This window comes from Thermosynechococcus sp. (assembly GCF_046299655.1).
Classification (GTDB): domain Bacteria; phylum Cyanobacteriota; class Cyanobacteriia; order Thermosynechococcales; family Thermosynechococcaceae; genus Thermosynechococcus.
Window position 1 is genome coordinate 134,010 of sequence record NZ_JBKBHZ010000004.1, and the last position, 12,005, is coordinate 146,014.

Annotated in this window: 13 protein-coding genes; 8 read left to right on the forward strand and 5 right to left on the reverse strand. The window is 53.7% G+C overall.

Going from position 1 to position 12,005, the window contains the following annotated elements:
- Nucleotides 1–66 precede the first annotated feature (66 nt).
- Nucleotides 67–780, forward strand: a complete 714-nt coding sequence (gene tmk, locus ACK4HN_RS04470) for a dTMP kinase (protein WP_409868344.1) — start codon at nucleotides 67–69, stop codon at nucleotides 778–780.
- Here tmk and ACK4HN_RS04475 read toward each other — a convergent pair.
- Genes ACK4HN_RS04475 through ACK4HN_RS04485 form a run of 3 tightly spaced genes read right to left on the reverse strand, consistent with a single transcriptional unit; the run spans nucleotide 718 to nucleotide 5,619 of the window.
- Nucleotides 718–3,324: a DNA polymerase III subunit alpha gene (locus ACK4HN_RS04475; RefSeq protein WP_409868345.1), complete on the reverse strand. Its 2,607-nt coding sequence runs from the start codon at nucleotides 3,322–3,324 to the stop codon at nucleotides 718–720. The genes tmk and ACK4HN_RS04475 overlap by 63 nt on opposite strands.
- Before the next feature lie 36 nt (nucleotides 3,325–3,360).
- Nucleotides 3,361–3,819 (reverse strand): photosystem II protein PsbQ, encoded by a 459-nt coding sequence (gene psbQ / locus ACK4HN_RS04480; RefSeq protein ID WP_409868346.1) that lies wholly within the window; start codon nucleotides 3,817–3,819, stop codon nucleotides 3,361–3,363.
- Nucleotides 3,820–3,858: 39 nt separating this feature from the next.
- Entirely contained in the window at nucleotides 3,859–5,619 is a 1,761-nt protein-coding gene (locus ACK4HN_RS04485) for an NFACT family protein (RefSeq protein ID WP_409868347.1), read from the reverse strand.
- Nucleotides 5,620–5,707: 88 nt separating this feature from the next.
- Here ACK4HN_RS04485 and ACK4HN_RS04490 point away from each other — a divergent pair, with 88 nt between their 5' ends.
- From ACK4HN_RS04490 to ACK4HN_RS04510, 5 genes are all read left to right on the forward strand, one after another.
- Entirely contained in the window at nucleotides 5,708–6,244 is a 537-nt protein-coding gene (locus ACK4HN_RS04490; RefSeq protein WP_409868348.1) for an RDD family protein, read from the forward strand.
- Between the two features lie 35 nt (nucleotides 6,245–6,279).
- The gene (gene rpmG, locus ACK4HN_RS04495) at nucleotides 6,280–6,474 is read left to right on the forward strand and encodes a 50S ribosomal protein L33 (protein ID WP_409877280.1); all 195 of its coding nucleotides are present in this window, start codon (nucleotides 6,280–6,282) and stop codon (nucleotides 6,472–6,474) included.
- Between the two features lie 23 nt (nucleotides 6,475–6,497).
- Entirely contained in the window at nucleotides 6,498–6,713 is a 216-nt protein-coding gene (gene rpsR, locus ACK4HN_RS04500) for a 30S ribosomal protein S18 (RefSeq protein ID WP_181494593.1), read from the forward strand.
- Nucleotides 6,714–6,832: 119 nt separating this feature from the next.
- Complete coding sequence (locus tag ACK4HN_RS04505) at nucleotides 6,833–7,897, forward strand: metal ABC transporter substrate-binding protein (protein ID WP_409868349.1); 1,065 nt, start codon at nucleotides 6,833–6,835, stop codon at nucleotides 7,895–7,897.
- The gene (locus ACK4HN_RS04510; protein ID WP_409877281.1) at nucleotides 7,894–8,610 is read left to right on the forward strand and encodes a metal ABC transporter ATP-binding protein; all 717 of its coding nucleotides are present in this window, start codon (nucleotides 7,894–7,896) and stop codon (nucleotides 8,608–8,610) included. The genes ACK4HN_RS04505 and ACK4HN_RS04510 overlap by 4 nt, the downstream gene beginning before the upstream one ends.
- Here the strand turns inward: ACK4HN_RS04510 and ACK4HN_RS04515 are convergent.
- Entirely contained in the window at nucleotides 8,607–9,056 is a 450-nt protein-coding gene (locus ACK4HN_RS04515) for an NUDIX hydrolase (protein ID WP_409868351.1), read from the reverse strand. The genes ACK4HN_RS04510 and ACK4HN_RS04515 overlap by 4 nt on opposite strands.
- A gap of 342 nt (nucleotides 9,057–9,398) precedes the next feature.
- On the opposite strand from ACK4HN_RS04515, the gene ACK4HN_RS04520 reads away from it, so the two are divergent.
- Both ACK4HN_RS04520 and ACK4HN_RS04525 read left to right on the forward strand, forming a co-directional pair.
- Nucleotides 9,399–9,719, forward strand: a complete 321-nt coding sequence (locus ACK4HN_RS04520; RefSeq protein WP_149818796.1) for a DUF1815 family protein — start codon at nucleotides 9,399–9,401, stop codon at nucleotides 9,717–9,719.
- Nucleotides 9,720–9,804: 85 nt separating this feature from the next.
- Complete coding sequence (locus tag ACK4HN_RS04525) at nucleotides 9,805–10,680, forward strand: alpha/beta fold hydrolase (RefSeq protein WP_409868352.1); 876 nt, start codon at nucleotides 9,805–9,807, stop codon at nucleotides 10,678–10,680.
- Nucleotides 10,681–10,738: 58 nt separating this feature from the next.
- Here the strand turns inward: ACK4HN_RS04525 and ACK4HN_RS04530 are convergent, their stop codons facing one another.
- The gene (locus ACK4HN_RS04530; RefSeq protein ID WP_409868353.1) at nucleotides 10,739–11,977 is read right to left on the reverse strand and encodes a DUF4912 domain-containing protein; all 1,239 of its coding nucleotides are present in this window, start codon (nucleotides 11,975–11,977) and stop codon (nucleotides 10,739–10,741) included.
- Nucleotides 11,978–12,005 lie beyond the last annotated feature (28 nt).

A 12,005-nucleotide genomic window follows, 5' to 3' on the forward strand; every position in this document is an offset into this window, starting at 1 on the left:
GTGCCCTGCCCTATGCTGGCAGGATGCCGCGACTATATCAAACCTTTCTTCTAAACTGCTGGATTCATGCATTCTTCTTCCCATCCCTACACTGGTTTTTTTATTGTCCTCGAGGGGGGAGAAGGTGCTGGCAAAACCACCCAAATGGGGGCGATCGCCACATGGCTAGAGGAAAGTGGCTGGCTAGCAAAATTGCGATCCGCTGACATTGATCCCCCCTTGCTCCTCACCCGTGAACCAGGGGGAACGCCTCTTGGCCAAGGCTTGCGGCAACTGCTGCTCCATAGCGATTTAGAGATTGATTCCATGGCAGAACTGCTTCTCTATGCCGCCGATCGCGCCCAACACGTGGCTACTAGCATCCGTCCCCAACTGCAACGGGGGGGTATTGTCCTGTGCGATCGCTATACCGCTTCTACCCTTGCCTACCAAGGCTATGGGCGGGGGCTGGACTTGCAGATCATTCATCAAATCAACGAGATGGCCACCGGCGGCCTAGCAGCCGACTTAGTTCTCTGGTTAGATGTCCCCGTTAGGGTTGGCCTTGCCCGTACGCAGCAGCGAGGAACTGCGGATCGCCTAGAGCAGAATGCAGTAGCGTTTCATGAGCGGGTTCGTCAGGGATTCATGGCACTGGCTCAGGCGGGGGGCGATCGCTGGCAGCGGATTGAAGCCGATCAATCCCCGCATCAGGTGAGTAAAGCTATTCAAGATTGCCTAGGGGTTCGTTTGCACCAGTGGTTTGAGACCTTGAAGGCGCGCCTGCGGCAGGGTGAATAGTTCGAGTCCTTCCTGAAAAATTTGCTCAATGGGCAGCATTTGGCCACGGGTGGTCATGAAGCAGTGATCCGGTGTTGCACAAATCGTTGAGCCATCCTCAAGTTCATACTCATACACGGGACGAAAACCCTGAAAGTGCCATTGGGCAATAGGTTGAGTATAAAGATGCCCTTGGGGATCAAGGCTATACACCTGACAAGCCAACTGTTCCTGCACCAAGCGGCGAATGGGAACAGCACCATATTCCACCGTCATCACCGCCGTCTCACCACTCAGACAGTATTCAGCAAAATCCAGCATCTGCTTAAAGAGTTCCTGGGCGACGGCGCTGGGCACCCCATTTTTCGCCGCCCCCTCAATGAAGAGGGCTTCATGTTTTTCCATTTCCTCTTTTTTCTTTTTGCCCATGGCGCGGCGCAGTAGATCCGCTTGACCGAGAGAATAGCCCGCCAAGTCCTGCGCCATGCGCATGATCTGTTCCTGATAACAAAGTACGCCGTAAGTTTCGCTTAATATGGGCTTCAAACGCTCATGGGGATATTCAATCGGTTCTCGCCCATGCTTGCGGTTAATAAATTTCGGGATCAGACCTGCATCCAAAGGCCCTGGCCGATAGAGGGCTAGCACAGAAGAGATGTCCTCCAGATTTGAGGGCTTGAGTTCGCGGACAATTTGACGCATCCCCGAAGATTCCAATTGAAAGATGCCCTCCACTTTGCCTTCCGCAAGCAGTTGGTACGTCTTAGCATCGTCCAGGGGCAAGGCATCTAGATCAAGGGTTTTGCCGTAGTTTTTCTGGATCAGTTCCCGTGTCTTTTGGATCATTGTTAGGTTCTTGAGACCCAAAAAGTCCATCTTCAAAAGGCCAAGGGATTCCAGATCCTCCATGAAGTACTGGGTAATCACCGCACCATCGTTGTTGCGTTGTAGCGGCACCAGTTGATCCAACGGTTCTGAGGCAATGACGACGCCAGCGGCATGGACGCCATAGGTTTTGTTGGTGCCCTCAATGCGCATCGCCATATCAATCCAGCGGCGCACCTGCGGATCACTCTCGTACTTTTCCTTGAATTCGGGCGAGGGAGTGTCATCGGAGATCATCACCGCCAATTTAACCGGCTTGCCCCGCACCACGGGAATCAGCTTTGCCATTTGATCCGCTTGGCTATAGGGAATATCCAGCACCCGTGCCACATCTTTGAGTACTGCCTTTGAGGTCATGCGGTTGAAGGTGATGATCTGGGCGACGCGATCGCTACCGTATTTTTCGGTGACGTACTGGATCACTTCCTCGCGACGCTCAATGCAGAAGTCCGTATCAATATCGGGCATGGACTTGCGCTCAGGGTTCAAAAACCGCTCAAAGAGCAGGCCGTGGTGCACTGGATCAATGTTGGTAATGCGCAGGGCATAGGCCACAAGGGAACCTGCCGCCGATCCCCGCCCTGGCCCGACGGGAATGTTGTGGTCGCGGGCATATTTGATGTAGTCCCAAACCACAAGGAAATAGTTCGAGAACCCCATCTGTTGCAGCATTTTTAGTTCATATTCCAGTCGCTGCCGATAGGTCGCATCCAACTGTTGGCGATCGCTAAGCTGAAATCGCTCCAATAACCCCTGCCAAGCCACCTGCTCTAGGTAGGTATCGGCGGTATGGCCAGCAGGTACTGGGAACTCGGGACTTTGGGGTTCCCGAAAGATGTTATAGGGTTCAATTTTATCGGCCACTTCAAGGGTATTGGCCAAGGCCTCTTGAATGACTTCAGCAGGCAAGTGATCCCGAAATAGCCGAGCCATTTCAGCAGCGGATTTCAGGTACTCCGTGCCGCTATAGCGCATCCGCTTGTCATCGGTGAGCAGCTTGTTGGTCTGAATACACAGCAGAGCGTCGTGGGCTTCAACGTCATGACAGGAAATAAAGTGGGAGTCATTGGTGGCAATAATTTTGATCCCCAACTCGCGGCCAATGCGCACCAGCTCAACGTTGACCACCCGATCCTCTTGACTGCCGTGGTCTTGAATCTCAAGGTAAAAATCTTCACCAAAAGTCTCTTGATACCAAGCAGCAACACTGCGGGCCAAATCTGGCTTGCCCTGCAAGATGGCTTGGGGAATCTCACCACCCAGACAGGCACTAGTCACAATTAGCCCTTCGCGGTATTGCGCCAGTAGCTCTTTATTGATGCAGGGGCGGGCAAAGATTCCCTTCCCTTGAAAACCTTGAAGGTGGGAGATGGTGGTGAGCTTACAAAGGTTGTGGTAGCCCTGCTTATTTTTGGCCAGTACCACTTGGTGGAAGCGGGGTTTGCGTTCCTGCTTGGTGATGTCGCCGTTAATCACATACATCTCATTGCCGATAATGGGCTTGATGGGCTTGCCACGGCAGAGCTTTAACAGTTCAACGGCACCATACATCACCCCGTGATCCGTAAGGGCGATCGCGGGCATCCCCAATTCCATTGCCCGTGCCACTAGGTCGGGAAGTTGGCTTGCACCATCCAGAAGACTGTAATCACTGTGAATATGCAGACCGACGAAGGACATGGGCAACGGCCATCAACCTAGGAAAAACGCAGGGGACTAGGACAACTCAGGCAAGCTATTGAGATAGGCCTTGAAGTCCGCTTCAGCATCGCGGAAGCCCTCTTGAGCGACGGTGACACTATTGAGATCCGCCCCCTGATCAATTTTCAGGAAGTCATCCGTCAGGGCACGGGTCAAGGCGGTGGGGGTGGGTTGATCCTTCGCCAAGAGATTGCGATTGAGGGCACGCATATCCATCAACATTTCACCGAGAGGGCCGCGCATAATGTTGCGGGCTTCCTGCCAATCGCCTTTGGCTACGCTTACCTCTAGGTCGGCAAAGCGTTCGGCATTTTTCTCAATGTCACTTAGGTAGTCTTGAATGCGCGTAATTTGCAACTCACTATAGGTGGGTGGCGGTGTGGTTGTGGCACTAGGGCCGCCACAGCCAACTAAAATCATGGCAACAAAACTTAATAGGATTGAAATTAGGGATTTTTGATTTAGGCGCAGCATAGAACCTCAGCAGTCAATGGTGTCGTAAAAAACACGGTTCTATTCTGCCACGATCCCGTGGCGATCGCCGCCAGCACCCCCTTGGGACACGTCTGAAAGGCAATCACTAATGCTCAGAGGGCATCCCCACACCACTGTTGCCTGATCGTAGATCACCATCCCCGGATTGGCACCCTTCGGTTTTTGCACATACTTGCGGCGAGTATAAACCACGGGCACTTGGGCACTGGCACGGGCTTGACTATGGTAAGCCGCCAAATCCGCCACGTATTGAATATCTTTGTCACTGGGCACATCCCCCGCTTCAAGGCGAAGAATCACATGGCTGCCGGGAATCTCTTGGCTGTGAAACCACCAGTCGTAGGGACTGGCCACCCGAAACGTGAGGTCATCATTTTGGCGGTTGTTACGCCCCACGAGAACCGTAAAGCCACTCGGTGTTGTATAGCGTAGGTAGGGACTAGGGGTGGTGGGGGGACGGTAATAATCGGGTGCCGTCAGGTATCCCTGTTCAATCAGTTCAGCGCGAATCTCCTCAAGAACATCTAAGGATGTGGCCGTAGCGAGGGTGGCCGCCACCTGATCCAGATAGGCGAGTTCACTTTCCGCAGCCGTCAGGAGTGGGGTAATGTGATGCTGGGCGCGTTTAAGTTTTTGCTGTTGCTTGTACAACTCCTGAGCCGTTTGAATGGCGCTTTTCTCTGGGGAGAGGGGAATCGTCAGGGGTTCTTGAGTAATAAAGTCCGTCACGATCAGTTCAGTCATGCCGGGTTGCCACAGGTGGGCATGGGCCATCAGTAGGTCAGCAAGGTAGCGTTGGCGATCGCCCTCAGCAGCAGCGGCCAATCGTTCTCGATAGTCCTCAATTTTGGCAATGAGTTTTTGCCGTTGTGCCTGTAGGCTCTGGTGCAACTGTTGCTGAAGTTGCTGTATTTGCTGCTGCCGCAGTTGGTCTTGGTAATAGGTGGCGAGAATCTCATGGATGCTGACGGTTGAGGGAGTCTGCATTCCAAGGGGAGGAATAACCCGATAGCCCGTTGGTGTGAGTTGAGGGGCAAAATGCCCGCTCTCTAAACATGCCAACCAGTGCTGCCAATGTGCAAACAGCCGTCGCCATTCTTCAGCAGTTAGTTCTGTGGTGGGACTTTCTAGGGGCAATGCGGCATCCACGAGTAATTGCTGTACTAGGGCTGGACTCAGTCCCCGATAGGTCTTGGGGAGTTGCTGCCGCAGCCGTCCGGGGATCACGCTTACCTGTTGTTGCCACTGCTCAAAGGGAATCTCACAACTGGGCAGCGCTGTTGTCAGGGGCGGTGGGGGCACATAGGGTTGACCGGTTAAAATTGGGCGCAAGCGGGACTGTTGGGCATTGACTTGATGGGCGGCGGTAACAATTTCTCCCGCAGCGTTAACCAGAATCACGTTGCTGTACTTGCCCATGATCTCGGCATAGAGACGCCACTGCGTTGCTTCCTGCGGACGGGGGGCAAATTCCAAGACCACAACGCGCTCCCACGGGTTGATTAAGCTCACGCCCACTAGGGCAAGGCGATTGAGTTGGGCATGGAGCTGCTGACTAAAGGTAAATGTGTCGGGTTGGCGCGGGGGCGGTGGTTCAAAGGCAATGCGTGCTGCTTGGGGATGCCAACTGAGGGTCAACCAGCCCTGTTTTTTCAGCGTGCGTAGAGCGAGGGCAATGGTGTAGCGATCGCGCTGATAGACAGTTTCTAACCGTGCCGGCAGCCAATGTTGAAGATCGGCACAAACAGCACGTAGGGTAGTCAAATCAACGGGTTGCACCGTCTAAACTCCAGAGAATTTTTGAGGAATCGGCAGCAAGCTATACTAGTTTAGCCACTCTCTGGCTACTTGCCACTGCGTTGTTGTCATGGCACTTTCCCGTCAATATCCACCCCCCTTACCACTGGCTCAGCCTTGGCGACGGGCGATCGCCACCAGCATTGACTTTATCCTAATCTGGCTGACGAGTGTTGTCGGTATCACGCCGGGGGCAGCCATTCAGTGGGGGCAACTGTTTGTTTTTGCCCTTGTTTGGTGGCTGCTGCGGGTGGCAATGGTCAACCGCAACAAGGGGCAAAGCCTTGGCCATTGGCTGATGAATGTGCGCCTGTTGGATCAGCGACAGCGGACACCCGATTTGCTTTCCCTCAGCAAGCGAGAGCTAATTATGGGGGTGGGGGCACTACTGGCATTGGCGGGTTTGGAGTCCCAAGGGCCCAGTATGGCCTTCATTATCTTGGCACTACCCCTTGCCGTGGACTGTAGCTTGGCGTGGATTGACGAAGAACACCGCACCCTCCACGATCGCCTTGGCGGCACAAAGGTGTATCGCTGTCAGCGGGGGTTTGCCCTTGATCGCAAGCTCATCAAATTGGCAACTAAAATCCGCAAAGATCTGCCATAATAGGAGATCGGCTCACTGGATCAATAGGCAACACCATGGCTAAAGCAAAAGGCGCCAGAATTATTATCACCCTAGAGTGCACAGAGTGTCGCACCAATCCGGCACAGCGATCGCCCGGTGTGTCTCGCTACACCACCACTAAGAATCGCCGCAACACCACAGGACGGCTGGAACGTAAAAAGTATTGCCGCTACTGCAACAAGCACACTATTCACAGGGAAATTAAGTAACCATAAGTAACTAGAGGAAAGCTATGGCATTTTATCGGCGACGGGTTTCCCCGATTCCCCCAAATCAGCCCATTGACTACAAAGATGTGGATCTCCTGCGCCGCTTTATTACCGAGCGGGGCAAAATTTTACCGCGGCGGGTAACAGGTCTGACCGCAAAGCAACAGCGGCAGCTCGCAGTCGCCATTAAGCGAGCACGGATTATGGCGCTGTTGCCCTTCTTGAATCTCGAAGGCTAGGAATTCGCAATCGCTGCTGAGTTTTTAGGGGGTAGGTTGAGGCTTACCCCTTTATCTTTTGCTTGTCCTTCCTTGCTCAGTGTGCTAATATGAGAATGGTTCTCATTCGTCATTTGTCCATGACCATTTGCGCTACTCTGAGGCCTTGGGGAGTTTTGGTGATTCTTGGTGTATTTCTGGGAAGCTGTGCCCCCCAAGCCCAACGCCCACAGGAGCAACAGACGGCACAGGAGGCAACACCAGCAGAACCCGAGCTGACGATTGTGACAACGTTCTTGCCCATAACTGCTTTTACAAAAGCAGTTGTGGGCGATCGCGCCACTGTGGAGCAACTTTTACCCCACAACACTGATTCCCATGATTTTCAAGCGCGGCCTGAAGATTTGCAGCGCCTGAGCACTGCAAGGGTATTGGTCAAAAATGGCCTTGAGATGGAAACCTTCCTAGATAAACTCATTGAAAATGCCGCCAATCCTGACCTCAAGATTATTGATACCAGTGCAGGGGTGGCCACCATTGCGAGGGAAAAGCACGATCATGATCACGACCACGACCATGATCACCAGGGTCACAGCCATGGTGAATTCAACCCCCACATCTGGCTGGATCCCAAGCGTGCCATGCAGCAGGTGAAAAATATTCGCGATGGTCTGATTGCCATTGATCCTGAGGGGGCAGCGATTTATGGGAAAAATGCTGCGGCCTTTATTCAAGAGTTAGAAGCGCTAGATGCCCTAGCACGGGAAAAACTGACCCCCTTTGCCGGCAAAACATTTGTTGTTTACCACGATGTGGCGCCCTATTTTGCTGAAAGCTACAACTTGAAGACTACTTACCTTGTGGGCATCCCCTCGGTTAACCCTTCCCCCGCTGATGTGCAGCGAGTGATGCAAGCAGTGCAACAAAGTGACCTGAAAACCCTCCTGACGGAACCGGGGCAAGAACAGGTCTTTGAAAGCCTCGCGAAAGATTTGGGGGTGAAGGTAAGTGTGTTTGATCCCCTAGAGCGTGCTCCTTCGGCAGCGGATCTGACGCCTGCCTACTTCCTGCAAAGGATGGAGCAAAATATTCGCAATCTAGCTGAGGCTTTTGGGGCGCAACAGCAAGCCTATCGGCGTCCTGACTCCATTGCCGTAGTGGGGCCATGGATGCGGCTGAGCGCACCTTTAGGGACAGCACTGTGAGTAAATACCTACTAGAAGTGGAAAATCTTTCGGTGCGGCGGGGCGATCGCTGGGTAGTAGAAGGCGTGTCCTTTACCCTATTGCCTCGTATGAACATGGCCATCATTGGTCCCAATGGTGCCGGCAAAAGTAGCCTGATTCAAGCCATTTTGGGCATTATTCCCTACCAGCAGGGACGAGTGACCCTCTTGGGCTATGGCATGGGCTATCGCCGCACGCTCCCTTATGTCCGCCAACAGGTGGCTTACTTGCCGCAAAACTTCCAGTGCGATCCGCGTATTCCCATCACCGTGGCGGAATTTGTCGGTTTGGGCTGGGGGCAACCCACGTGGCAGTGGCCGTGGCAGCACCGCCGGCAGCGCGATCGCGCCATCCGACACAGTCTGCAACGCCTGCACCTAGAGCATCTGGCCGCACAACCGCTGAGTTCTCTCTCTGGGGGGGAAACCAAACGCGCCCTCTTGGCCTACTGCTTGGTGCAACCCCGTCGTCTCTTGATCTTAGATGAAGCTCCCGCTGGCTTAGATCTCCGAGGCGAGCAACAGTTTTACGACCTACTGGAGACGCTCAAGGTGACTGAGGGCTGGGCGATTTTACAAATTTCCCATCACTTGGAGCGGGTAAGGGCAACCTGTGACCAGGTGCTGTATCTGGATCGCTGTGTCCAAGGTCTAGGAACCCCCGAACGGGTGCTACAACAGTTTGCCGCCTAACCACGTGATTCTCGTCTGAATCGAGCAAAGAAATCGAGCAGAATGCGCTGGTGGATGTCTCCCAAGGGGCGATCTTCGGCGAGGGTTTGGGCATAGTGAACCCCGGCCACCACAGAATCATAGGGTACCAAGTCCATCCCCTGTCCTTCGTTGAGGACTAAGGTTCCCAGTTCACACGTCAAAGGGCCAGTGAAAATATAGCGATGCACTTGGCAATCGCCGTACTCTCCAAAAAAGGTGAGGTGGGGTGGGCAGTAGCCAATCTCCTCATAAACTTCTCGCTGAACGCCCGCGAGCGGCGCTTCTTCGGGTTCAAGGTGGCCGCCAAACAGTCCCCAGTGGCCGGCATACAAGATATGGGGATAATCATCTCGCAGTTGCATAAGAACGCGATCGCCCTGGTAGAGAATGGCAAGGGCAACAGGAACAATCGTAGTTGCTGGCATTGTCTTGCAAAATATGTTCTTAGGGCTACAGTACCCTAGAAACAGAAACCTTAAAGTAAAATGAAAAACATAGCCCTTAAGGAATATGGCAGGCCGCCACTGCGACGACAGTCAACACGGCAATTAACGGTGAATTAGAGGCAAAAGTAGGCTTTTAGAGCATGTTGCCGTTCCAGCCAAGCAAAACCAAAGCTATTCATCCCTATAGCAAATTTTAGATTCTTACATCTCTTTCATAAGATTTTACAAATTGGTACATAGCGGCACATTCTTAAGATTGTCTTAATATTTTTCTTGGGGGCTGCGCTATTCATTTATTCATTTCTTGGAGTTAACTGTCCTATGTTTTACCGCTTAGCCGAACAACACCGCCAGTTTATTCGCGACTTGGTGCTCAATCTCCAAGCCCTCGCGATCGCCCTAGAAAATCGAGGCTACATGGCTTCCTGTTATACCTGTGGCGGTGAACTCAATAGTGCCTCCTTCATGGTCAGCTTGGCCGACAACCACCTGATTCGCTTCTTGGTCTCTGACTATGGGATCACTTGGACTGAAATGCGCGATGACCGCGAACTGATGAAACTAGAAGGGGCAGAGGCCATCAACCAACTGCAAGAACTGGCCAATCTGCTTAAGGAAGTCCGTATTCCCACGGCGGTTTAACCCTATGGGGCTACCCTCGCATCTGTTGTCGGTGTTAGCTTAAAAGTAGAGCTGGACTTTCCTTCTACTTTGATCCCCACTTTCAATGACTGAAGCGTCCCTTAGTTGGCAACACCAGTACCTCACCGTTAACCAAGTGCGCCTGCACTATGTCACCCAAGGCAGCGGTGATCTTGTGGTTTTATTGCATGGCTTTCCAGAGTTTTGGTATTCTTGGCGATTTCAAATTCCTGTCCTTGCTCGTCATTTCAAGGTCGTCGTGCCGGATCTGCGGGGCTACAATGACTCCGAGAAGCCAGCCCAGGGCTATGATCTCGATACCCTCAGCCAAGATGTCACGGCGCTGATCCAAGAACTGGGCTATGAGCGAGCACACATTGTCGGCCATGATTGTGGTGGCCTGATTGCTTGGCATGTGGCAGCGCGCTTTCCGCACATGGTGCAGCATCTAGCGGTCTTAAATACCCCCCACCCCTACCGTGTCGGACTGGAACTCTGGCAGCAACTGGAACATTTTTGGCGCAACTGGCCACTTTTGGCCTGTCATATCCCCGGCTTGGCGGAGTACTGGTTAGGGCATCATCTGCGGAGTTTTTTGCAAGATCTCTTTCAACGCTACTCCATCCGCAAGGCTGCGTTTTCAGCAGAAACCGTGCAACTCTATCAAGCGGCTCTCGAAAAAGCGGGGGCGATCGCTGCGGTGCTGAAAAGTTATCGTCATCTTTTTTCACCCCAACAGTGGTGGCAGCTCCTGCAACAGCACACAGAAGCCATTACCAGCCCTACCCTGATCCTCTGGGGCGCCGATGATCCCCTTGCCCAACCCAGCCTTGCCAACGGTATTGAGGCGTGGATCCATGCCCCTTGGCGGCTGAAATACCTGCCCGACTGCGGTCACTGGGCACAACAGGAGGTGCCGGGCCTCGTCAATCGCGAACTCCTTGCCTTTTTGCGTGCCTAAAAAAAATCCCCCCACCACTCGGCAGAGGGAAACGAGTTGATCGAGCCAACCAACTAGCTTAGGCCAGCCACTCCAGCACCGCTTCTTCCTTAGTATTGGTGCGACGTTCGGGGGTTTCGCGGGTAAATTTCATGTGAATAGCGCGGTTTTGTTCCCCATCTGCCGCCACTGCCAAGATTGGGAAGTCAATGAGGCCATCTTGGAAGGACATCTGGAAGCGGAAGGTGCCATCGGGATTGAGTTTGATGGGGCGCCCACCGATCGTGACAGTGGCATCGGGTTCCGTAGCGCCATAGACAATGAGTTCAGCATCCGCCACCAACCAGAATTTGCGGGGACGAATGGGAGCCGCCGAAGCTGAGAAGCCAACCCCCGACATCGTCAGACCTGAAACCGTCGGCACAGCCCATAGCCCAACCCCAGAGGGGAAGACGTAGGAACTGATGGCCATGGAGGGCAACTGGGAGATGGAGCCGGGGACTTGGTGCATCGAGCCAAAGAGAGAACCCGCCACCCGCTGCGCTTCCGCCCCTTCGGCCATGGCAAAAATGCCTTCGTAAATGGGATTGGGTTCGGCAGTGCTCGCCAAGGGGGCCCCCAGATCAAAGAGGGTTTTGCCGCGCAGATCCATGTCCCAATCCACGGTGATGAATTGATCCCAAACCCAATCGGAGGGGTACACGGGCGGGATGTGAACCGGAGCAGAACGAGCAAGAACCAACCAGCGGCCATCGGCGCAGCGGTAACCAATTTCCACCACATAGTCGCGATCGCTCACGGGGATGGGCAGATACCACTCCCGCGCCAACTCATCGCAGGGGTACTCCTGAACACTGTGGGGAATTTGGCTATCGAGGTTGATATTCGTGGCATCGTAGAGGCGCAGAGCCAGTTGCTGACCCCCTTGTCGCCGCAATTCCTCGCGGTGCTCGTTGGGCACATCCCAATAGGCGTAGGCCCACTGCGGATCCCGGGGCATGAGGACAATGCGGCTTTCACCGTAACCACCCGGCAAATCCCCAAGGCCTTCATCCACTGCGGCCAAGCGTGCCTCTTCTTGGGCAGGACCGAGGTCAAATTTTGCTGCTTCCACTTTTTCTTGCGACTCCAGACTAGGGGGGACAGGTTGAACAGAAATGGTGGTGGTGGATCCGTTGGCTTGCGCCTGCTTTTCACGGATGGCAGCGAGGAGTTGATCTTTGCGCATACGGCTATAGCGGGACACTTGCAGTTCACTGGCCACGCGCCGCAACTGCCGCAAGGTCATTTCTTCTAAAGGGGGGCGATCTTTCGGCATAGGTGCCTCCTTATCGTGGGTTGATAGA

Bases quoted from the DNA above. Each gene is read 5' to 3' on its own strand.
- ACK4HN_RS04515 (WP_409868351.1), bottom strand. From the start codon at position 9,056: ATGCCAGCAACTACGATTGTTCCTGTTGCCCTTGCCATTCTCTACCAG.
- ACK4HN_RS04490 (WP_409868348.1), top strand. From the start codon at position 5,708: ATGGCACTTTCCCGTCAATATCCACCCCCCTTACCACTGGCTCAGCCT.
- tmk (WP_409868344.1), top strand. From the start codon at position 67: ATGCATTCTTCTTCCCATCCCTACACTGGTTTTTTTATTGTCCTCGAG.
- ACK4HN_RS04475 (WP_409868345.1), bottom strand. From the start codon at position 3,324: ATGTCCTTCGTCGGTCTGCATATTCACAGTGATTACAGTCTTCTGGAT.
- rpsR (WP_181494593.1), top strand. From the start codon at position 6,498: ATGGCATTTTATCGGCGACGGGTTTCCCCGATTCCCCCAAATCAGCCC.
- ACK4HN_RS04505 (WP_409868349.1), top strand. From the start codon at position 6,833: ATGACCATTTGCGCTACTCTGAGGCCTTGGGGAGTTTTGGTGATTCTT.
- ACK4HN_RS04530 (WP_409868353.1), bottom strand. From the start codon at position 11,977: ATGCCGAAAGATCGCCCCCCTTTAGAAGAAATGACCTTGCGGCAGTTG.
- psbQ (WP_409868346.1), bottom strand. From the start codon at position 3,819: ATGCTGCGCCTAAATCAAAAATCCCTAATTTCAATCCTATTAAGTTTT.
- ACK4HN_RS04520 (WP_149818796.1), top strand. From the start codon at position 9,399: ATGTTTTACCGCTTAGCCGAACAACACCGCCAGTTTATTCGCGACTTG.
- ACK4HN_RS04525 (WP_409868352.1), top strand. From the start codon at position 9,805: ATGACTGAAGCGTCCCTTAGTTGGCAACACCAGTACCTCACCGTTAAC.
- rpmG (WP_409877280.1), top strand. From the start codon at position 6,280: ATGGCTAAAGCAAAAGGCGCCAGAATTATTATCACCCTAGAGTGCACA.